Annotated in this window: 17 protein-coding genes; 4 read left to right on the forward strand and 13 right to left on the reverse strand. The window is 71.1% G+C overall.

What is annotated here, in order from left to right; genetic code table 11:
* Positions 1–6: 6 nt before the first annotated feature.
* Positions 7–1,104, forward strand: coding sequence for a glycosyltransferase (locus tag K3725_RS22475; RefSeq protein ID WP_260019147.1), 1,098 nt, complete (start codon positions 7–9; stop codon positions 1,102–1,104).
* Positions 1,101–2,231, forward strand: a complete 1,131-nt coding sequence (locus K3725_RS22480; RefSeq protein ID WP_260019148.1) for a glycosyltransferase — start codon at positions 1,101–1,103, stop codon at positions 2,229–2,231. Before K3725_RS22475 ends, K3725_RS22480 begins: the two co-directional genes overlap by 4 nt.
* Here K3725_RS22480 and K3725_RS22485 read toward each other — a convergent pair.
* The 13 genes from K3725_RS22485 to K3725_RS22545 all read right to left on the reverse strand — a co-directional run bounded on the left by K3725_RS22485 (position 2,192) and on the right by K3725_RS22545 (position 19,477).
* Positions 2,192–2,899: an HAD family hydrolase gene (locus K3725_RS22485; protein WP_260019149.1), complete on the reverse strand. Its 708-nt coding sequence runs from the start codon at positions 2,897–2,899 to the stop codon at positions 2,192–2,194. The two genes, K3725_RS22480 and K3725_RS22485, sit on opposite strands and share 40 nt — an antisense overlap.
* Positions 2,900–2,904: 5 nt before the next feature.
* Positions 2,905–3,882: an ATP-grasp domain-containing protein gene (locus K3725_RS22490; protein ID WP_260019150.1), complete on the reverse strand. Its 978-nt coding sequence runs from the start codon at positions 3,880–3,882 to the stop codon at positions 2,905–2,907.
* Positions 3,879–5,000 carry an SGNH/GDSL hydrolase family protein gene (locus K3725_RS22495; protein WP_260019151.1) on the reverse strand — a complete coding sequence of 374 codons (1,122 nt, stop codon included), beginning with the start codon at positions 4,998–5,000 and terminating at the stop codon, positions 3,879–3,881. Before K3725_RS22495 ends, K3725_RS22490 begins: the two co-directional genes overlap by 4 nt.
* Positions 5,001–5,020: 20 nt before the next feature.
* On the reverse strand, positions 5,021–7,033 hold the full coding sequence (gene asnB, locus K3725_RS22500; RefSeq protein WP_260019152.1) for an asparagine synthase (glutamine-hydrolyzing): 2,013 nt from the start codon (positions 7,031–7,033) through the stop codon (positions 5,021–5,023).
* A complete protein-coding gene (locus tag K3725_RS22505) occupies positions 7,021–8,118 on the reverse strand; it encodes a glycosyltransferase (RefSeq protein WP_260019153.1) in 1,098 nt (365 codons plus the stop codon). Before K3725_RS22505 ends, asnB begins: the two co-directional genes overlap by 13 nt.
* On the reverse strand, positions 8,115–8,963 hold the full coding sequence (locus K3725_RS22510) for a sulfotransferase (RefSeq protein WP_260019154.1): 849 nt from the start codon (positions 8,961–8,963) through the stop codon (positions 8,115–8,117). Before K3725_RS22510 ends, K3725_RS22505 begins: the two co-directional genes overlap by 4 nt.
* Positions 8,956–10,206 (reverse strand): glycosyltransferase family 4 protein, encoded by a 1,251-nt coding sequence (locus tag K3725_RS22515; RefSeq protein WP_260019155.1) that lies wholly within the window; start codon positions 10,204–10,206, stop codon positions 8,956–8,958. The genes K3725_RS22510 and K3725_RS22515 overlap by 8 nt, the downstream gene beginning before the upstream one ends.
* Positions 10,207–10,269: 63 nt before the next feature.
* Positions 10,270–11,505: an O-antigen ligase gene (locus tag K3725_RS22520; RefSeq protein ID WP_260019156.1), complete on the reverse strand. Its 1,236-nt coding sequence runs from the start codon at positions 11,503–11,505 to the stop codon at positions 10,270–10,272.
* Positions 11,502–12,845, reverse strand: a complete 1,344-nt coding sequence (locus K3725_RS22525) for a lipopolysaccharide biosynthesis protein (RefSeq protein ID WP_260019157.1) — start codon at positions 12,843–12,845, stop codon at positions 11,502–11,504. The genes K3725_RS22520 and K3725_RS22525 overlap by 4 nt, the downstream gene beginning before the upstream one ends.
* Complete coding sequence (locus K3725_RS22530) at positions 12,842–14,236, reverse strand: polysaccharide lyase family 1 protein (protein ID WP_260019158.1); 1,395 nt, start codon at positions 14,234–14,236, stop codon at positions 12,842–12,844. The genes K3725_RS22525 and K3725_RS22530 overlap by 4 nt, the downstream gene beginning before the upstream one ends.
* A 14-nt stretch (positions 14,237–14,250) precedes the next feature.
* Positions 14,251–16,080 (reverse strand): hypothetical protein, encoded by a 1,830-nt coding sequence (locus K3725_RS22535; protein ID WP_260019159.1) that lies wholly within the window; start codon positions 16,078–16,080, stop codon positions 14,251–14,253.
* A 139-nt stretch (positions 16,081–16,219) separates the two neighbouring features.
* On the reverse strand, positions 16,220–17,383 hold the full coding sequence (locus tag K3725_RS22540) for a calcium-binding protein (protein WP_260019160.1): 1,164 nt from the start codon (positions 17,381–17,383) through the stop codon (positions 16,220–16,222).
* A gap of 180 nt (positions 17,384–17,563) precedes the next feature.
* Positions 17,564–19,477 (reverse strand): AAA family ATPase, encoded by a 1,914-nt coding sequence (locus K3725_RS22545; protein ID WP_260019161.1) that lies wholly within the window; start codon positions 19,475–19,477, stop codon positions 17,564–17,566.
* A gap of 222 nt (positions 19,478–19,699) precedes the next feature.
* Between K3725_RS22545 and K3725_RS22550 the strand changes: the two genes are divergently transcribed.
* Positions 19,700–20,104: an SxtJ family membrane protein gene (locus tag K3725_RS22550; RefSeq protein WP_260019162.1), complete on the forward strand. Its 405-nt coding sequence runs from the start codon at positions 19,700–19,702 to the stop codon at positions 20,102–20,104.
* Positions 20,105–20,136: 32 nt separating this feature from the next.
* Positions 20,137–20,286, forward strand: coding sequence for a DUF5989 family protein (locus K3725_RS22555; RefSeq protein ID WP_260019163.1), 150 nt, complete (start codon positions 20,137–20,139; stop codon positions 20,284–20,286).
* Positions 20,287–20,290: the final 4 nt, after the last annotated feature.

Consider the following 20,290-nt stretch of genomic DNA (forward strand, 5'->3'; position numbering starts at 1 on the left):
CGCGCGATGCGGCTGCTGCTGATCCAGGCCGGCTTCGGGGCCGGCGGCGCCGAGAAGGTGATGGCGCTGCTGGCCGCCCACCGTGCCGCCCGGGGCGACGAGGTGCATGCGGCGGCGCTGTCGATGCCCGCCGAAGGCTCCTATTTCCCCTATCCGGACGCGGTTGCCCTGCATCCGATGCAGACGGCCGGCGCCCCGGCGCGCGGTGCCGTGCAGCTGCACCGCATGCGCCACATCCGCCAGGTCATGGACCTGGTGCAGCCGGATCTGGTGGTGTCCTTCCTGACCAAGGTGAACGTGCTGACCCTGTCCGCAGCGCTGGTCCGGCGCTGCCCGGTGATCATATCGGAGCGCAACAACCCGCGCACCCAGCGGGCGCATCCGGCCTGGCAGCACGCCCAGAGCGTTCTGGCGCTCAGGGCCAGAACCATCGTCATGCTGACAGAGGAGGGCCGCCGCGGCCTGCCGCCCTGGCTGCGGCGGCAGGCCGTTGTCATTGCCAACCCCTGTGTTCCCTCCGCGCAGCGCCCCGCAGGCCCCTGCCGGCGGCTGGCCGCGGTGGGGCGGCTGACCTATCAGAAGGGGTTTGACCTGTTGCTGCCCGCTTTTGCCCGGATCCGCCGGGAGTGGCCGCAGGTGCGGCTGACGATCTATGGCGAAGGCCCCGAACGGCCCAGGCTGGAGGCGATGGTGCGCCAGCTTGGCCTGCAGGGAGCGGTTTTTCTGCCCGGCGTGACCCGGTCCCCCGGGGAATGGCTGCAGCAGTCGGATCTCCTGCTGGTCAGTTCGCGCTACGAAGGTTTCTGCAATGTGGTGGCCGAAGCCACTGTTTGCGGCCTGCCGGTGGTTTCTTTCGATTGCGACTACGGCCCCCGCGACCTGATCCGGCAGAACGAGAACGGGGTGCTGGTGCCGGCAGGGGACGTTGCTGCGCTGGCGGCAGCGGCCTCGCGGATCATCGGCGATCCGGCCCGGCAGCGGGCGTTCCGCGCTGCCGTGCAGATTAACAGGGCCCGGCTCTCGCCCAGCCGTATTTTCGGGCAATGGGACAGCATCATCGACAGGGGGCGGGGCAGCAGGCCCGCCCGCCAGGTGCTGCCATGAGGCTGCTGCTGATCCAGGGCGGATTCGGAGCCGGGGGCGCCGAAAAGGTGATGGCGATGCTCGCCGCGCACCGCGCTGCGCTTGGCGATGAGGTGCATGCGGCCGGCATGAGCCTGCCGCAGGACGGCCCCTATTTCACCTATCCGGCAAGCGCCGCCCTGCATGTGCCGGCGCAGGGCTGCAGCAAACTGGTGCAGTGGCAGCGGTTCCGCCACATCCGCAGCACCCTGGCCCGGGTGCGGCCCGATGCGGTGATCGCCTTCCTCACCAAGGTGAACGTGCTGACCCTGGCTGCCGCGGCCACGCTGCAGCCCTCCTGCCCGGTGATCATATCAGAGCGCAACAACCCGCAGGCGCAGGGCGCGCATCCGGCCTGGCGGCGGGCGCAGGACCTGCTGGCCCGGCGCGCCGCCGCCGTGGTGATGCAGACCCGGCGGGCCAGGGACGCGCTGCCCTGCGCCTTGCGCGCCCGTGCCCGGGTGATCCCCAACCCCTGCGCCCCCTTTGCCGGCATCGCGCCGCGGCTGGATCCGGGACGGGACGGGCTGCAGCTGGCGGCCGCCGGGCGGCTGGACCGGCAGAAGGGATTCGACCTTCTGCTTCTGGCGATGAAGGACATTCATGCGGCGCTGCCCGCCACCCGGCTCACCATCTGGGGCGAGGGTCCGGAGCGGGGGCGGCTGGAGCAGCTGCGCGCCCGGCTGGGGCTGCAGCCCTGCGTGTCGCTGCCGGGCCTGTGCCCGCAGCCCGGCGGCTGGATCGGCGCGGCCGACATGCTGGTTCTGTCCTCACGCTATGAAGGCTTTCCCAATGTGCTGGCAGAGGCGGCGGTGCACGGGCTGCCGGCGGTCGCCTTTGATTGCGACTACGGCCCGCGCGAGCTGATCCGCTCCGGCCAGAACGGACTGCTGGTGCCGCCGGAGGATCCTGCCGCCCTGGCCCGCGCGGTGATCCGCCTGGCCCGCGATCCCGGCTTGCGGCAGCGCATGTCGGCAATGGCGCCGCAGGCCTGGGCGCGGCTGGCGCCGGACCGGGTGCTGGCGGACTGGGACCAGGTGCTTCTTGAGGCCGCCGGGCCGCGGGCCGGTCACACCGCCGTCCAGGCGGCCAGCGCCGGGTCCAGTTGATCCAGGCTGTGAATCCGCAGATGCGCCGCATGAGCGGCATCGGGCGGCTCGGGATCATGCACCGCACCGGGGCGCAGGATTTGCACTGCGGTCCAGCCGCGTGCCCTGGGGGTTACGAAATCCTTGGCCGGGTTGTCGGCGACATAGGCCAGCCGGGCGCCCGGCGGCGCCTTGTCTTCCATCTCCTGAAAGGCGCGCGGATGCGGCTTGCCATAGCCTGCCCCCCAGGTGCCGGTGGCGCGGATATGCCTGATCAGAGCCTGCAGCCCCAGCGCCGTGATCTTGTTGCGCTGCGTGTTCTCCGGCCCGTCGGTGATCAGCCCCAGCGGCCCGGGCGCCTGCGCCAGGTAGCGCGCCGCATCCGGGCACAGCGCAATCTCCGGCCTGTGGGCCCGGTATCCCGCCACCAGCTGCGCAATCCGCTCCGGCCCCGCAGCCAGCCCCAGTTCCGCGCAGGCGCGGTCGAAGACATGCCGCCGCACCCCGGCCTCGAACAGGGCGCGGCAGGCGGCGCCGAACCCCCGCACCCCGGACTGCGCGGCCACCACCTGCTCCAGATGGCGGTAGCCGCTGAAGGCGAAATCGCGTTCCAGATACAGCGTGTCATCCAGGTCGAAAACCACCATCCAGCCCGGCGCCGCGCGGCCCATGCCAGACCTGCCGCCCATGGCCGTCAGCCCCGGTAGACGGCGCTGTCATAGCGCATCATCCGCACGCCCTCGCGCCAGTTGTCATGCGCGCTGCAGGGCAGGCCCGAGACCTCCTCCAGCAGCCATTGGGCGAAACAGGCGCCGGCCTCATCCGCCAGCGGGTAGCCGCCGCCGAAACGGGCGTTGATCTCGATCACCCTGGGCTGGCCGTCCGCTGCGCTCAGCACCTGGAAACAGGCCACGCCGCGCAAGCCGGGCAGCGCCCGCAGGATGCCTCCGGCAATCGCATGGAGATCCGCCCGCCGCTCGGTGATGCCCTTTTCCACCTCGCCCGCGCGCACCCGCTGGCGCAGATGCGGGATCACCGTGCGCAGGGCCCCCTGGCTGTCCACGAACATGTTGACGGTGTATTCCGGCGCCGCCAGCAGCTCCTGGAAGATCATCGGCTCGGGGAAGCTGGCGGGCAGATCCTGCAGACGGCTGAACACCTGCAGGCCGCGGCTGGCGCTGCCGCCCGAAGGCTTGGCAAAAACCGGCCAGCCGAGCGCCTCCGGCGCCGCCTCCAGCCCGGCCCGGTCCAGCGTGCGCGGCACCGGCACCCCAGCCGCGCCCAGCACCTGCGCCGTTTTCAGCTTGTCGCGCACCGTTTCGATCACCGGCACCGGCGACACATGCAGCCGTGCCCCCAGCGCCGCAAAGTCCTCCGCCGCGCGGGCCAGCGGCATCAGGTCCGGGTCGATCGTGGGCACCACCAGCTGCGCCCCGGTCCGGCGCACCACATCCAGCACCGCCGCCGCAAAGCCGGGATCATCGCAGCGCGGCACCTGAAAGGCCCGCTCCGCCAGCGCGCAAGCCGCACTGCCGTCCGGATCCAGGTCGCAGGCCAGAACCTCCAGCGGCAGGCCCAGCCGCCCGGCGGCCGCGCGGAACCGCTGCATCAGCTCCACCCGGCGCCCCGCCGAACAGATCAGCACCCGCAGCGGGGCGGCTCCGGCGCTCATGGCTGCTTCTCCGTGCCCAGGGAGGCCTTCTGCGCCGTCTCCCGCTCTGCCAGCAGCGGCAGCAGCGCCGCATGCACCGCTTCGGCCATCACCCGGTTGCCGGCCGCATTCAGGTGGCCGTCATAGCGGTGGTAGAGATCCGCACCGCCGCGCCGGTAGCTCTGCGCCAGGGTATCCAGCAGGCTGACCCAGGCGATCCCTTCAGACGCCGCGAATCCGGCCAGTTCCCGGTCCGGCAGATCCGGGATCACCCCCTTGGGCGGGCTGTCCGCCGCCGCCGCAAAAACCTGAAACAGCTGCGGCACCGAAACCACCAGCAGCGCGGCGCCCCGGGCCGCGCAGAATTCACGTATGCGCCGCAGCAGCGCCTGGGTCGCGGCCATCTTGCGCTGCACCAGATCCGAAGCGGGCAGGCTGTAAAACGCCGCCCGGGGCGTCATCAGATAGAGCCGCACATAGGTGCTGTCGCTTTTCATCAGCAGCCGCTTCAGCAGGGTGACCGCCTGCAGCGAGGAGCGCTTCCGGCCGCCCTGGGCAATCACCGCCCTGGCATCGCCGCGGGCGGTTTCGGTGCCGTCCGGCGCGCGCTGGATAGGCTCGTTCACGAACAGGTCGTTGGTCATGAAGCTGATCAGCACGATATCCGGCTGCAGGCTGCCGTAGAGCCGCTCCAGGTACAGTGCCTGCTGGGATGTGTCATAGCCCGGCACCCCGGCATTGATGATTTCGACGGCGCGGCCCCCGGCAGCAAAGCGCTGCCCCAGCAGCGCGGCCCAGCTGTCCTGCACCGCATTGGCGGCGCCGAAGGTGAAGGAATCCCCCAGGAGCAGGATCCGGACAGCGCCGGCGGCGGGCTCTGCCGCCGCCGCGCCGCCGGTGCGGAAGCCGCGGCTGTCGGTGGCATATTCCACATCATATTCCGGCGCCTGCACCCGGGCCCGGGTCTGCGGCCGGTTGACATGGCCCAGCACCGGATCTTTCAGCGCCATCGGCCCGCCCTCCAGATAGGCGGTGCGCACGGTCTGCGGCGCCAGCAGCCGGATGCCGCCCTCCAGCCCGGCGATCAGCAGCAGCGTGGCGAGACCGACCAGGGCCGCCGTGCGTAAAAGGGTCCGCATGGAACTGCTCCTCTCCTGTCTCATCCTCTGCCGCCGCCCCGGGCTGCCGCAGCCGGCGGCAGCGCATCGGCCCCGGCCTCCGGCGCCATCCAGCGCTGCAGCCAAAGCTCCAGCATCAGCACCGCCCACAGATGGGCGCCCCAGTTGCGCCGCCCCGACAGATGCTCCTGCCAGCGCCGCCGCAGGAGCGCTGCATCCAGCTCCTGCGCCACCGCGCCGCCGGTTTCGAACAGATCCGCCGCCCGCGCCTTCAGCGGCCCGCGCAGCCAGGCGTTCTGCGGGATCGAAAACCCCTGTTTGGGGCGGTCGAACAGCTGCTGCGGCACCCGCCGCGCCAGCAGCTGCCGGAGCGCCGCCTTGCCGCCGCTGCTGTCAAAGCGCAGCGCGGCCGGCATCCGCCAGGCGGTCTCCACCACCCGGTAATCCAGCAGCGGCGCCCGCACCTCCAGCCCTTCCGCCATCGAGGCCCGGTCCACTTTCACCAGCACATCGCCGGGCAGGTAGACCAGCGTGTCCAAGAGCATCATCAGCGCCGGCGGATCAAGGCCTTCGGGCAGGGCGCGGGCGGTGAAGGCCGCGGGCGGGCGGGCCGGGGCGGCGCGCATCACCGCAGCCGGCGCCCACATCGAGAACTGCGCCTCATAGCGGCTGCGGAAATCCGGATGCGCCAGAATGGCGGCCAGCTTGCGCAGCCGGTCGGGGCTGGCTTCGCGGCGCAGATGCGGCGGCAGCCCCGGCCGCAGCGCCGCCGTCAGCCCCCGCATCAGCATCTCCGGGGCTGCCGCCAGCATCCGGGCGGCCAGCCCCGGCACCCGGGCGGCCAGCCGCTCGAACATCATCATCCGCCCGTAGCGCGCATAGCCGCCAAAGCTTTCATCGCCGCCGTCGCCCGACAGCGCCACCTTCAGATGCCCGCGCGCCAGCTGCGACACCAGCAGCGACGGCAGCTGCGACGGATCGGCAAACGGTTCGTCATAGACATCCGGCATCCGCTCCAGCAGATCCAGCGCCATCTGCGGCGTGGCGGTGACCTCATGGTGGTCGGTGCCGATATGGCGGGCCAGGGCAGCGGCATGATCCGCCTCGTTCACCTCCGCCTCGCCGAAGCGCACGGTGAAGCTCAGCACCGGGGTCTGCGACTGCGCCTGCATCATCGCCGTCACCAGGGTGGAATCGATGCCCCCAGACAGGAAGGCGCCCACCGGCACATCCGCCACCATGCGCGCGCCCACCGCCGTCTCCAGCTGCGTCTCCAGCGCCGCCAGCGCTGCGGCAGCATCCGGGAACGGATCCGCCAGCCCCGCCGCGGCCGCAGCCTCGGCCCGCCAGAAGGGGCGGGCCTGCGCCGCCAGCGCCCGGGCAGAGAGCGGCGGCGCCGTCAGATCCAGCTCCAGCAGATGGCCCGGCTGCAGTTTCACCGCCTGCCGGTAGATCGTTTGCGGCGCCGGGATGTAGCCATAGCTGAGAAAGGCCGCCAGCGCCTGCCGGTCCAGCTGCGGCGCGGTGAATGCGGGATGCGCGCGCAGCGCCTTCAGCTCCGAGCCGAACAGCAGCAGCCCGCCCTGCACCCCGATATAGAGCGGCTTCTTGCCCAGCCGGTCGCAGGCCAGGATCAGCCTGCGCGCCTGCCGGTCAAAGAGCACCAGCGCAAACATGCCGTTGACCCGCTCCAGCGCCGCCTGCACCCCCCAGGCGTCTGCCGCCGCCAGCAGCACCTCGGTATCGGAGCTGCCGCGGAAGATGGTGCCCCGCGCCGCCAGTTCCGCCCGCAGCGCCCGGTAGCCGTAGATCTCGCCGTTGAAGACCGCCATGTAGCGCCCCCCCGGCGACGCCATCGGCTGATGGCCGGTTTCGCTCAGGTCAATGATGGCCAGCCGCTGCTGCGACAGCGCCACCCCGGCCTCCGGATCCAGCCACAGCCCTTCGCCGTCGGGGCCGCGGTGGGCCAGGCTGGTGCTCATCGCCTGCAGCGCGGCGCGGGCGGGGGCCGCCTCAAACGGGCCAAAGGCGGCAAAGCCGGTCAGACCGCACATGGCAGCACCTCCCCGTTCAGCACCGCGTCAAAGGCGGCGGCAATGGCAGGCAGGCCGTAGCGCTCAGCGACCCGCGCCCGCGCCCCCTGCGCCGCCGCGCCGTAGCGGTCCGGGCTCCAGCCCGCCATCTCTGCCATCGCCGCGGCCAGCGCCGCCGGATCGCGCGGCGGCACCACCAGCCCGGCCGGGCCGGCCACTGCGGCGGCATCGCCGGTATCGGTGGTGACCACCGGGCGGCAATGGCTCATCGCCTCGGCCAGCACATTGGGGAAGCCTTCGGTGCGCGAGGACAGCACCAGCGCGTCGATGCGGCGGTAGAACCCGTCCATCTCCGCCAGCTCGCCGCACAGCTCAATCCGCTCCGGCGGCAGGCCGCTCTGCGCCAGCAGATGGCGGATCTGCGGATTGCCTGCCTCCACATCCTCGCCCGCCGCCGCAAAGCGCAGCTCCGGGCAGCGCTGCAGGGCAAGCGCTGCGGCGGCAAAGAAGCAGCCGTAGTCCTTCTGCGGGTGAAGCCGCGCCGCGATGCCGAACACCCGGGCCGGGCCGGGCTGCGGCTGTGCGGGCGGCAGCGCGAACCCGTTCGGGATCATCAGCGCCCGGGCGGGCGCAAACCCGTAGGCGCCGTGCTGTTCCAGCGCGCGCTGCGAATTGTAGATGATGCCGGCCGCCTGCCCCGACAGGCTGCGCGACAGGCGCACCGCGGCGCGGGTGCTGCGGCTGAGCGCCGCCGGATCGTCCAGCGCCTGGCGCACCGTCCAATAGAGCGGCACCCGGCTGCCTGCCAGCCGCACCGCCAGGGCGCCGATGGCCATGGCGTGGTACATCCAGCACAGGATCACGCGGGGGCGGCGGCGGCGGATCAGCTGCGCCAGCTGCCAGGCGGCCCCCGGCATCGCCAGCGCCGAGCGCGCGCCCAGCGGCACGTAAGCGACATTGGGATTATCCGCCAGCGCAATGTTGCGCGGCGAGGCCTCGGTCAGCGGCACCACCAGGGCCGGCTCCCGGCTCTGCGCCAGCAGCCGCGCCAGCATGGTCTGGGCACCGCCATGGGAGGCAAAGCTGGTGATCACATGCAGGATCATGCCCGATGCGCCTCCTGTGCGTCCGGGGCCCGGTCCCAGGCGCTCAGATCGCAGCCCATGAGCTGCTGCAGCAGCGCCGTGTCGCTGCGGTAGAACGCGCGGATTTCAGCCGCCAGCGCCGCGGGCAGCGGCGGGTAATCCACCGGCCGGGCCACCGCCGCCCGGATCTGGCGCAGCGGCGTGCGGTGGCGGATCCGGTCCAGCCAGGGCCGCGCCGGGTGCAGCAGCTGCCGCAGCCGCAGCGGCACCATGGGCGCGCTGCGGTCCTTCACCCGCCCCGCAGGCGGCGCGGGCAGGGCGCTGCGGCAGCCGATATGGGCCGCCAGCCGGGCCAGCTGCGCCTGCGGATGGCGCACCGTCTCCTCATAGAGCAGCAGCAGAATCCGGCGGCGCGGAAACAGCGCCAGGAAGCGGCTCAGATGACGGCCGTAGAGCCCGTCCTGCAGGAAGCGCTCGCCGGCCGCGCGCTGCGGGTCCAGCCAGCGGATGATATCCCGGTCCGCCTCGCCCCGGCGCAGCAGCATGCAGTAGTCGGAATAGGCGCGCGCCACCGGGTCGCGCAGCTGCACCGCCAGCCGCACCTGCGGGCAGGCGGCATGGATCCGCGCGGCCGCCTCCGGCGCGGTCAGATAGGTGTTGGATTTCTCCCCCATGAGCTGCCCCGGCGCCCGCGGCGGAAACTGCGCCGCATACCAGTCCGGGCCGCGGCGGAATTCGCGCGAGAAGTAATGCAGCTCGGGGTCCGGCATCACGATTTCCGGGCTCTGCTGCAGCGCCCGCTGCAGCCAGGTGGTGGCGCATTTGGCACCGCCGATGATCAGGAAGTCGGGGCGCGGCTCAGGCATTGGCCAGCCTCTCCGCCGGATTTTGCGGCAGCAGGCGGCGGTAGATGCCGCTGACCTCCGCCACATGGCGGGCGGTGCTGTACTGCGCCAGCGCCTCCTTGCGGGCGGCGGCGGTAAGCCGCGCCTGCAGTGCCGGATCTGCCGCCAGCCGGGCCACCGGCGCCGCAAAGGCGGCCGGGTCCTGCGGATCAACCAGGAATCCGGTGCAGCCATCGGTGATGGCTTCGGGGTTGCCGCCGTGGCGGGTGGCAATCACCGGCGTGCCCAGGAACATCGCCTCGATCAGGGTGCGTCCGAAAGGCTCGCTCAGCGCGGTGACCAGCAGCGCATCCAGCCCCGCCATGCAGGCCGCGATATCGCTGCGGAACCCCATCAGATGGATCTGCCCGCCCAGGCCAAGGGCCGCCGCGCGGGCTTCGCAGGCCGCATCCAGCCGCTGCTCCGGCTGCTCGGGGCGGCCGAACAGCAGCCCGTGCACCGGGCGCTCCGGCAGCGCATCCTGCACCGCCCGCACCGCCTCGACGAAATGCAGCGGCCGCTTGCGGCTGTTCAGATTGCCGGCATAACCCAGCAGCAGTGCCTCCGGCGGCAGCCCAGGCGCCTGCAGCAGCATGGCGCGGCAGGCGCTGCGCTCCGGCACGGGCTGCGGAACATCGAAGGGGCTGCGCACCACCGACAGCTTGTGCGCCACCGGGCGCAGCGGCCGCGCCGGTTTCGAGAAATGCGAAACACTGATGATATGGCCGGCAAACAGCGGCGCCAGCATGTTGACGCCAAAGGCCTGCGGATCCTGGCGGTGATGCCACAGAAGCCTGCAGCCTTCCCGCCGCGCCGGCAGCATCCAGTTGGCATGCATGCGGCCTTCGTTGGTGTGCACGATATCCGGGCGGATCCGCCTCAGCGCCGCCCGCAGCGCCGGATAGCTGCGCCGGAAATAGGCCAGCACCCCGGCATCCCCCGGCCGCCGGTTGCGCCGCGCGCCCAGCAGCGGCACCTCCTCCAGCACCTCCACCGCCAGCCCCAGGCTGCGGGCATAGGCGCCGGGGGCGCCTTCCGCCTGATGCAGCAGCACATGCGGCTCAAAGCGGCTGCGGTCCAGCGATGCGGCCAGTTTCAGTGCCGACACATGGCTGCCGCCCAGCACCGTATCGCCTGCAAAGGGAAACAGAACCCTGACCGCCACGAACCACCCCCGCTGCTCCTGCCGCACCGCCCGCCGGGCACGCAGCGGAGCCAAACTCATCAACCGCAATCAAAACCTAAGTGTAATCCGGTTCACCCGCCCGTCCAGCCTGCCGCCCTGGCCTCAAGCGTTCCGGCCCGGATCCGGCGTCAGGCTGACGGCCAGCGCCAGCAGCCAGGGCACCAGCCAGAAGCGGGCATAGAAATGGGTGATCCCGGTCAGCGCCAGAGCCAGCATCAGCACCGTGGCCAGGGTCAGCGCCGGAGACAGGGCCCGGCGCCTGTGCACCCGCTCGTGCCAGCCCAGCCAGACGCCGGTCATCAGCAGCCCCGCCAGCCCCAGCAGCGACACCAGCCCGCCCTCGGCCAGGATCAGCAGATAGGCATTGTGCACCGGTGCCGAAAACCGGCTGGCCAGCCGGTACTGATCGATGCCCAGCCCGCTCCAGATGGTGCCGTCGGCGATCCGCACCGCCTCCTGCATCAGCAGAAGGCGGTCGTCGAAAGTGCCGGCCTCGGCCAGGTTGCCGCTGCGCAGTGCCCCCAGCACCCGCTGCTGGAAGGCCTCCGGAAGGAACAGCTCGCCCCAGAAATAGACCGCCACGCCCGCCGCCGCCGCAAACAGCATCACCGCCGCCAGGATCCGCACCGCCCCCAGGCAGAGCGCAAACATCAGCAGCCCTGCCGCGGCCAGGAAGAACCCGGTGTTGGAGGCCGTCAGCAGCAGCCCGTAGCCCAGCACCGCCCAGGCCAGCAGCGCCGCCGCCGGCCCGACCGCCCCGGTCAGCCGCAGCCACAGCGTGAACAGGATCGCCAGGGCCGCCAGAACGCCGGTGGCGTTGACCCGCTCGATCACCGACACCAGCCGCCCGTTGGGAGAGACAAAGCGCCAGTCGTCCGGATGCAGATGCACATAGTAGGCGCCGTGGATCATCACCAGCATCAGCGCCAGCACCAGCAGCTTGATCAGCAGCACGGTTTCCCGCCGCGGCCGCTGCAGCAGGATTGCCGGCAGCAGCACCAGCGAGACGCAGTACTGCAGGATCCCCTGGGCGCCATCCAGCGCATCGCCGTTCACCACCGAGCCTGCCAGGAAGCCCAGCAGCAGCAGCAGCACCGAGGCGAACCAGAATCCGCTGATGCCGCCCAGCGGCCGCAGCGGCAGCCGGCCGCGGGCCAGCATCACCGCAAAGCTGCACAGGGCAAAGACATCGCTCAGGGTGAAATAGGCCGCTCCCAGGCGCCAGTAATTAACCGGTGCCAGCATCACCGCCGCCGCCACCAGCGCAAATTCCAAGTGGCGCAGGGTGATGCTGCCGGTGCCGGCCGCCAGCGGTTCGGGCATCTCCCGGGCCGTCATGGCGCCGCCTCCGCGCCGCCGCGCGGCGGCAGCGGCCGCAGCAGCAGCCAGCCGTTGCCCGCGGTCAGAGCCAGCCCCAGCACCAAATGCGCCAGTGCCGCTCCCAGCGGCCCGGCCATCGGCACCAGAACTGCCAGCGCCGCCAGAAACAGGGCGCTGGCCGCCAGCGACATCCGCACCAGCCAGCTGTCACGGCCGCAGCTGAGCAGCGCATTGCCCAGCATCATCCCGGTCAGCAGCAGCGCCGCCGCTGCCATCTGCACGCAGACCACCGGGGCCGCGGCAGCGAACTCCGCACCGAACAGCCGCGTCAGAAGCGGCGCCATGACCGGTGCCAGCAGTGCCAGCAGCAGCAGGCCGGACGCCGCAACCGCGCCGCACAGCCCCAGTGCCAGCCGCCGCAGCCCGGCCGCATCCCCGGCAGCCCATTTGCGGGCAAACTCAGGATACACCGCCTGATTGAGCGGACGGCCCAGCTTCTGCGCCGCCTCGCCCAGCCGCCGCGCCAGATGGAAACTGCCCGCCGCCGCCGGACCTGCCAGCGCCGTCAGCAGGATCACGTCCAGCCGCTGCACGCTCTGGCGCAGAATCACATTGATGTTGGAATTCCACAACAGCCGCAGCAGCCCCGGGTTCTCGCGCCGCAGCCCGGCCAGCGGCAGCTGCCGCAGGCTGCCGTGCCCGCTCCGGCGCAGCTGCCGCAGCGCCAGCACAAAGGCGGCCAGCCCGCTGGCCAGCCCCTCCAGCAGTGCAATCAGCAGGAAGCCCCACAGCCCCAGCCCCGCCGCCCAGGCCGCCGCGCACAGCCCCAGCCGCACCGCCGCCACCGCGACATCCGCCTTGGCCAGCAGGTCGAAGCGGTCCAGAACCCGCAGCACCGCCAGCCCGGTGGGCCGCAAGTTCAGAAACAGCGCCAGCGCCAGCAGCATCAGATAGCTGCCGCCCTCCGGCCCCAGCCGCAGCCAGCCCGCCGCTGCCGGCGCCGCCGCCAGCGCCGCGCAGCCCGCCAGCCCGCCGCCCGCCAGATCCGCCAGCAGCGAGAATTTCACCAGCCGCAGGAACCGCTGCTGCTGGCCTGCCTCCTGCGCCTCGACGCCGAACCGCAGGACGCTCTGCCAGGGCTCCAGGTGCAGAAGCCGGTTCAGGATCCAGCCATAGGCCTGCGCCGCGGCCAGCATGCCCAGCCCCGCCGGCCCAAGGGCGCGGGCGGCAAAGGCAAGGCTTGCCAGCCCCAAGAGCGCGCTCAGAATCTGCGCCGCCAGCACCCAGGAGGCATTGCGGGCGATCCGGCGCAGCACCGGGTGGCGGCCGGTGCCGCCGTCTGCCGCGCCCGCCTTCACTGCGCCGTCTCCCGGTCGCCTGCCAGCTCGGCCAGCCAGGCCTCGATATAGGGCAGGCCGCTTTGCGGATCCGCCGCCCAGGGGTCGGAAGGCACCGCCGGATCCAGCCCCGGCCGGGCCGCCTCCCACTGGTCCGGCAGCCCGTCGCCGTCGCTGTCCGCCGGCCCCTGCGCCTGCGGCAGCTGCGGCCAGCCGCCGGCCTCCTCCGCCCGGTCCGCCACCCGGCCGCGGCAGCCTGCGGCCTCAGCCGCCGCCTGCGCATCCAGCGCATCGCGGGGCCGCGACGGGGTGCGGTCGCCGGCGGCGGCCAGCACCGCCTGCAGCACATCCGCGGCCGGGATCAGGGGCACCGGCAGCGGGGCTGGCGGGGCAAGAGACGGGCCGGGGCGCAGGCGTTTGCGCGCTTCCGCGCCCCAGAGCTGCAGCGGCTGCGCGCGGTTGCAGCGCCGGCCGCGGTCCAGCGCCAGATTGCCCCAGGCATGGATGTCCAGCGCATGGTCCGGCTCAAGCGGGAAGGCTTCGGCCGCCGGCGGGCGCGGGCGGATGGTGCTGGGCCCGGCCAGCGCCAGATTGCCGGCATAAGTGATCCGGGTATCGCCATAGAGGTTGTAGAATTCCCCGAACTGGCTGACCGGATTGTAAAAGACATTGTTCAGCACCTCGACAGGACCGGTGCCGGTGGCATTCACATCCGGATTGCGGTCGCGGTTGTGGGCAAACAGATTGCGCCACAGCGTGACCCTGCCGCAGGCCACCCGGCGGCCCTCACCAGAGCAGATCAGTGCCCCTTTGGAATGGCGCCCCTTGGGATGGTTGGCCCGGTCCAGCCCCCAGGCCAGGATGCTGTTGGCCAGGGTGATGTCCGCGGCCAGGGCATTGGAGACATGGATATTGAACAGCTCGTCAGTGGCATACATCAGCGACAGATGATCCAGATAGACCCGCTGCGCGTTCTCCACCGTCACCGCATCAACGCTGGGGCTGGGGCGGGACGGGGCACCCGGGCGGATCTTCAGGAAACGGACCACCACATCATGGGCGTTCTTGATCACCACCGGAGTATTTGCGGCCTGGCCGAGGCGGATCTGGATGCCGCTGCCCGGGGCGGTCTGCCCGGCCAGATACAGGTCCGGCCCCAGCCGCAGCGGGCTGTCCAGAACAATGGTGCCGCCAACCGCAAAGATGCAGACCCGCGGGCTGCGGCCCTCGGCGCAGGCGCGCAGGCTGCCGGGGCCATGGTCCGCCAGGCTGGTCACCTTGCGGATCTCGCCGCCGCGCCAGCCCGTGGCAAAGGCGCCGTAGCCGGCGGCGCCGGGAAAGGCCGGGCGCGGATCTGCCGCGGCTGGCGCGGCGGCGAGGCTCAGGCAGAGCAGGCCGGCCGCCCCCCGCAATCTTCTGCTCCCGGCTATCCGCAATTCAGCACCGCCTGCAGCCGGGTGCCGGCATGCTCCAGAATTTCCAGCGCCTGCAGCAGCGCCTGGCTGCCGGTATGGCGGTCGCGCACCACCAGAACGGTCTGGCCGGCGACCGGCGCCAGACGCGCGGAAACCGCGCTTTGCAGCACCGGCGGCGCCCAGTACAGGATGATGTCATACTCCCGCTGCAGCCGCGCCAGCGCCGCTCTTGTATCAGGGCCGGCGGCAAGGTTCAGCGGCACCTGCGAGCCAGCCGCGGGCAGCAGCACGTCAATCCACTCCGCCGCCGCCCTGACCTCCCGTGCCAGCAGCGCCGGGTCTTCCAGCAGGTCCTCGAACAGATGCGGCGAGGGCTGCAGCCCCTGCAGCAGCGGCAGCTGCCGCACCGGATCCGCGTCCAGGCAGACCAGCAGCACCCGGTGCCCTTCGCTGGCCGCAGAGGCCGCCAGGCACAGGGCCACCAGCCCATGCCCGCTGCCGGGCTGGGCAGCCGTGACGGTGAAGCTCAGGCCCTGCCGCGGCTCCTGGTCCCGGGTGCCGCCGCGGCACAGCAGCGACAGCAGATGCCGGACCGCCTCGGCGGCGGCAGCGGCGGGCGCCCGCCGCGCCAGCAGTGCTGCAAGCACCGGCAGGCTGCGCCGGGCCGGGCGCGGAATGGCAGGAAACGGCACGCTGCCCCGCAGGCCATAGCCCTGCAGCGGCATCCGGCCGGAAAAGACCCGGCTGTCCAGCGCTTCGCGCAGCAGCACCGCCACCAGTGCCAGCGCCAGGCCGCCGGTGAAGCTGCCCGCCAGCACCGTCCGGTAGCTGGGCAGATTGGGCTCCGGCGGCACCGCCGCCCGGGAAATCTGCCGCGCCAGCGGCATCAGCAGCCCGGCCTGGGCCGCCACCTCATTCAGCTGCCGCTGCAGCGCCGCATGGCTGTCGCTGAGATCGGCCAGCCGGCGCTCCAATGTCTTGCGCGTCTGCTCGGCCCGCGTCCGGGTCTCCAGCGCGGCGGCCAGCCGGGACAGTTCCGCCCCCAGCGCCGCGCGTGCTTCGCCGTCTCCCGGTGTTTCCTGCTCCAGATACTCCAGCTGCAGATAGGCCTGCCGCAATTGCAGCAGCAATTGCTGCTGTTGCTGGCGGCTGTCCAGCGCATTGGAGCGCACCAGGCCCGAAAGCGCCTCCTCCGCCTCGGCCAGGCTGGCCTCCAGCCCGGCGATCCGCTGCTCCAGTGCCGCCGCCGCCCGCGCCGCCTGTCCGCGGCGGGTCTCCAGGGTCTGCGCCACATAGGCCTGCACCACCCCGTCGGCAATCCGCGCGGCGCGGGCGCCGCTGCTGTCGCGCACAAACACCGTGATTGTCAGGCTGCCGCGGTGCAGCAGCACCGAATAGCGCTCCAGCAGCCGGGCCGCCACCGCCGCCTGCACCCTGTCCGGCGGCACCGGCGCCGCGCCGGGGGCCGCCAGGTAGGGATTGAAGTCCGGGTCCTGCGCCAGCCCCATGCCGGCCGCTGCCGCCGCCGCGAAGCTGCGCGAGCGCAAGACCTCCACCTCGGTCATAATCTGCGCCGGTGTCAGCCGGGACGGGCGCACCTGGGAAAGCCCGCTGCCGATGGTCCCGCTGCTCTGCTCCAGCACCAGGGTGGCCTCGGCCAGGTACTGCGGGCCGCTGCGGGACAGCGTCCAGGCCGCCAGACCCATCACAGCGGCCAGCACCGCCGCCGCCAGCGGCAGGTTGCGCCGCAGCACCGCCGCGGCGCCGCCCGGGCCGATCCGGGCCTCCGGGCGGCCCGGCGGCAGATCCTGGGCGGCGGGAAAAGGGCTGGGCGCGGACAAACTCGTAACACTCTCCGTTGTCTGGAACCGCCGGCTGCAGCAGCCGGCCGGACAGGCCCGGAAGACGCGTCAGAGAACCGGGTCAGGCCATGCCTCTCCCGCAATGGTAGTGTGAAAGCGCCCTCCGGCTACGCCCCTGTCAGCTGAGTATGAAATCGCTGGCGCTGAAATCGGCCGCATCCAGGCTGCCGTCGCGGTCGCGGACCAGAATTTCGAAGGCGTAGCCGCCGCCGGTCACCACATCGAGCATCACGTCGCCGGAGGCCAGATCGCGGGCATAGACCGTGCCGGCCGCGCCGCCGGGCGCATAGGCGGTCATGCCGTTCTTCTCAATGATGATGCGGTCGAGCCCGTCCTGGAAGTCCTCGAGAGTGTCATTGCCGTTCTGCACCCGGGCGCCCTTGAAGGCGAACCAGTCCGCATCCGCACCGCCCCAGATCCGGTCGCTGCCCTGGCCTGCGATGATGGTGTCCTGGCCGCTGCCGCCGAAGATCCGGGTGGCGCCGGTGCCGGTGTAGATCAGATCATCGCCGTCACCGGCCCAAATGAGGTCATTGCCGTCCTCGGAGCTGATCACATCATTGCCGGTGCCGCCGGCCAGCGTGTCATCCCCCTGGCCCGAACTCAGGCTGTCGTTGCCGCTGCCGCCAAACAGCCGGTCATTGCCGACCTCGCTGTCCAGCACATCGTTGCCGGTGCCGCCATACAGGTGGTTGTTGCCGTCGCCGCCGTCGACGCTGTCATTGCCGCTGCCGCCATAGACCCAGTCATCGCCGGCCTGGCCCTTCAGCTTGTCGTCGCCGCCCTGGCCGTAAATGGTGTCATGGCCGGCGCCGCCGCTCACCGACTGGGTGATCAGCACCCCGGTCACCGGGTCCGGCTCATTGGAAAAGCCGTCATTGCCGGCCCCGGCATAGATCAGGTCATTGCCGTAGCCGCCCTGGATATAGTCCTGGCCGCCGCCGCCATAGATGGTGTCGTCGCCGCCATCCCCGAGAATCCGGTCATAGAGGCTGCCGCCCTTGATCAGGTCGTTGCCGTCGCCGCCCTCGAAAACATTATAGCCGTCGCCGCCATAGAGGCTGTCATTGCCATCGCCGCCTTCCAGGCTGTCGTTGCCGGTGCCGCCGTAGATGCGGTCGCGGCCCGGCCCGCCCTTGAAGAAATCATCGCCGCCGCTGCCGTAAAGCGTGTCGTTGCCTTCGCCGCCGTACAGGGTGTCATTGCCCAGGTAAGCGGCAATGAGATCCCCCAGCGCGCTGCCCCGGAGCAGCTCGGCGGCGTCCGTTCCGTAAATTTTCATGCCTGCTCCATTGCGGAAATCTGCCTGTTCCTCCCTTGGCGCGGACACGGGCCCGGGGCCAGCCTCTTGCGGGCAGGCTGCCGGAACCGGATGATTTCCGCCCATCGCCGCGCCGCCGGCGGCAAGATCCTGCCCTTTTCAGGCTGGGGCCGGCCCCGGAGGCAAGCCCGGAACCAGGTCCTAGCCGCTGCCGTAGCCGGCATAATAGCCGCCGTAATAGGTGCCGTAGCCATAGCGCTGGTAGCGCGCCGGATCGACGCCGGCCAGGACGGAGCCGCTGGCCGGCACCCGGTTCATGCTCAGCAGCCCGGCGGCGTTCTCCAGCGCCTCTTCGGTGGTCCTGCCCCAATGGGCCAGCAGCAGCACCGTGTCGGCCAGCCCCGCCACCCGGATCGCATCCTGGGTCAGCAGCACCGGCGGCGTGTCCAGCAGGATCAGGTCGTAGATGCTGCGCAGCATGGCCATCGACCGGGCCGCTTCCGCCCCGGCCGGCATCTCGCGCGGGATCGCCGCGTTGTGCTTGAAGTTCAGCAGGTCCACCCCCGGGGCCACCCCATCCCGCAGTGCCTTGCGGCTGACCTGGCTGCTTTTGCTCAAGACCCCTGCCGGGGTCTGCTGCGCGGCCTTCTGCCCGGCCATCCGGGTCACCCCGTGCTTGTAGACATCGAAATCGATCAGCAGCACCTTCTCGCCTTCCTGCGCGGCGGCCAGCGCCAGCGACAGCGCCAGGGTCGACTTGCCTTCATCGGCCAGCGCCGAGGTCACCGCCACCACCGGGGCGCTGCCGGCCGGGCGCCCGCCTGACAGCAGGGTCAGCAGCCCGCGCATGGATTCCGTATAGGCGTCGCGCGGATGCTCGCGGCAATGGCGGATCAGCGCCCCGGGCCGGTTCAGCCCGCGCACCTCGAGCCGCGGCACCACCGCCAGATTGGGCAGCCCGGTCACATTCTCCGCATGGCTGCCCATCCAGATCCGCCGGTCGGTCAGCTCGCACAGGAACGCAACGCCGCCCGCCAGGGCCACCCCGCCCAGAAGCCCGGCCGCCAGGATCAGCGGCCGGTTCGGAAAGGCCGGGGCAGAGGGCACATCCGCCCGGGTGATCTGCCGGGCGCCCGGGGTCAGAATGTCGATCTGCGCCTCCAGCGTGTTGCGGCGCTCCGCAAAGGTCTGGTAGCGCGCCACCTCGGCATCGAACTGGCGCTGCAGGTTCAGCAGGGTCAGCTCGGCCCGGGTGCGCCGGTTCAGCGCCGCCTGCAGCGCCTCATGGCGGGCCTGCAGCTCGCCGCCGCCGGTCCGCCCGCCCTGCCCGGCCAGCGCGATCCGGGCCGCCAGCCGCTGCAGCTCGCCCTGCATCTCCGCGGTCCGGTCCGGATCGTCGAGCTGGTTTTCGCGGATGAAGGCGGCAATGCGGATCTCGCTCTGCGCCAGTTCTTCGTTCAGCGCCGCGATACGGCGGCGCAGGAACTCCACCGAACTGCGCACCTCAGCCCGGCGGTTCTCCAGCGAGCCCGCGATATAGCGCTCCGCCACCGCATTGGCGATATCCGCCGCCTGCTGCGCCGAACCGGACCGGGTCAGGATGTCGATCGCCAGGCTGTCGCCGCGCCGGGCCACGGTGATAGCAGCCTGCAGCGCCGCAGTGACCGCCGCCCGCTGGGTCTCAGCCGATGCCGCATCCCCGGCAGATGTTCCGGCCGCCCCCTCGGCCAGATAGGGGTTGAAGGCCGGGTCCTGCTGCAGCCCCAGCCGCTCCGCCACATCCTCCAGGAACGCATTGGAGCGCAGGTAATCCAGCTCGGTCTCGATCTGGTAGCGCGACAGGTCTTCCGTCTCCAGCACCTGCTGCGCGGCGCTGACCCGGAAATCCGCCTGGGTCAGCACGATGGTGGCGCGGGCGGTATAGCGTTCGGGAATATACTCCAGCAGCAGCCAGGCGCCGCCGGTGCAGGCCGAGATCAGCAGCAGCATCAGCCAGAGGTAGCGGCGCAGCCAGCTGACAAACATCGCAAAACTGAGCCGCAGGCCTGCATTGGGGCGGGCAGGCGGGCGGCGCGCGGGCCCGGGCGGAGAAGACGTCTCGTTCAAAATGTTCAACTCAGCACTCTCCACAGCATGACGCGTTTCCCTGCAACGCCCGGGCGGGCTGCTGCACCGGCAGAACCATGCCCTGGAAGCAGGACCCTTTGGTCCTGGCCTTAAGAGACTAGCGTGGGGCCGGGCCTTCTCAAGCGCAAAGGCCGCCCGCCGCCCGGCCTTGCTGCGCTGTCTTTCCCCGCTATATCAAGCAGAGTTACGGGTTTTCAGGTGGTCGGGGGTATGGCCGATTTTCACGCCAATGTGCCGGTTCAGAACGGCTCAGAACGCAGTTTTGGCATCGTTTTTGCGGTGGTTTCCGGCCTGATCGGCCTGTGGCCGCTGCTGTCCGGCGGCAGCGTCCGGCTGCTGTTTCTGCTCATTGCGGCGGTGTTTCTGGTGCTGGCCTTTGCGGCGCCGGCGGTGCTGCGCGGCCCGAACCGGCTGTGGTTCAAGCTCGGCATGTTTCTCGGAGCCATTGTTGCGCCGCTGGTCATGGGGCTGACCTTTCTGGCCGCCTTTGTGCCGATGGGCCTGTTCCTGCGGCTGCGGGGCAAGGACCTGCTGGCGCTCAAGCTGGAGCCGGAGGCCGAAAGCTACTGGATCGAGAGAGAGGCGCCGCCCAACAGCATGAAGCGCCAGTTTTAACGGTTTATGGGTAAACGGGGGGAGCCTTATCCATGTCATTTGTGTCCGAGATCTGGCTGTTCCTGCGGCAGCGCAAGAAATTCTGGCTGCTGCCGATCCTGATCGTGCTGAGCCTGTTCGGCGCGCTGATCGTGCTCAGCCAGGGCTCCGCGGTGGCGCCCTTCATCTACACGCTGTTCTGATCCC

Source organism: Leisingera sp. S132 (assembly GCF_025144465.1).
Lineage (GTDB): Bacteria > Pseudomonadota > Alphaproteobacteria > Rhodobacterales > Rhodobacteraceae > Leisingera.

Bases quoted from the DNA above. Each gene is read 5' to 3' on its own strand.
- K3725_RS22475 (WP_260019147.1), top strand. From the start codon at position 7: ATGCGGCTGCTGCTGATCCAGGCCGGCTTCGGGGCCGGCGGCGCCGAG.
- K3725_RS22480 (WP_260019148.1), top strand. From the start codon at position 1,101: ATGAGGCTGCTGCTGATCCAGGGCGGATTCGGAGCCGGGGGCGCCGAA.
- K3725_RS22485 (WP_260019149.1), bottom strand. From the start codon at position 2,899: ATGGGCGGCAGGTCTGGCATGGGCCGCGCGGCGCCGGGCTGGATGGTG.
- K3725_RS22490 (WP_260019150.1), bottom strand. From the start codon at position 3,882: ATGAGCGCCGGAGCCGCCCCGCTGCGGGTGCTGATCTGTTCGGCGGGG.
- K3725_RS22495 (WP_260019151.1), bottom strand. From the start codon at position 5,000: ATGCGGACCCTTTTACGCACGGCGGCCCTGGTCGGTCTCGCCACGCTG.
- asnB (WP_260019152.1), bottom strand. From the start codon at position 7,033: ATGTGCGGTCTGACCGGCTTTGCCGCCTTTGGCCCGTTTGAGGCGGCC.
- K3725_RS22505 (WP_260019153.1), bottom strand. From the start codon at position 8,118: ATGATCCTGCATGTGATCACCAGCTTTGCCTCCCATGGCGGTGCCCAG.
- K3725_RS22510 (WP_260019154.1), bottom strand. From the start codon at position 8,963: ATGCCTGAGCCGCGCCCCGACTTCCTGATCATCGGCGGTGCCAAATGC.
- K3725_RS22515 (WP_260019155.1), bottom strand. From the start codon at position 10,206: ATGAGTTTGGCTCCGCTGCGTGCCCGGCGGGCGGTGCGGCAGGAGCAG.
- K3725_RS22520 (WP_260019156.1), bottom strand. From the start codon at position 11,505: ATGACGGCCCGGGAGATGCCCGAACCGCTGGCGGCCGGCACCGGCAGC.
- K3725_RS22540 (WP_260019160.1), bottom strand. From the start codon at position 17,383: ATGAAAATTTACGGAACGGACGCCGCCGAGCTGCTCCGGGGCAGCGCG.
- K3725_RS22550 (WP_260019162.1), top strand. From the start codon at position 19,700: ATGGCCGATTTTCACGCCAATGTGCCGGTTCAGAACGGCTCAGAACGC.
- K3725_RS22555 (WP_260019163.1), top strand. From the start codon at position 20,137: ATGTCATTTGTGTCCGAGATCTGGCTGTTCCTGCGGCAGCGCAAGAAA.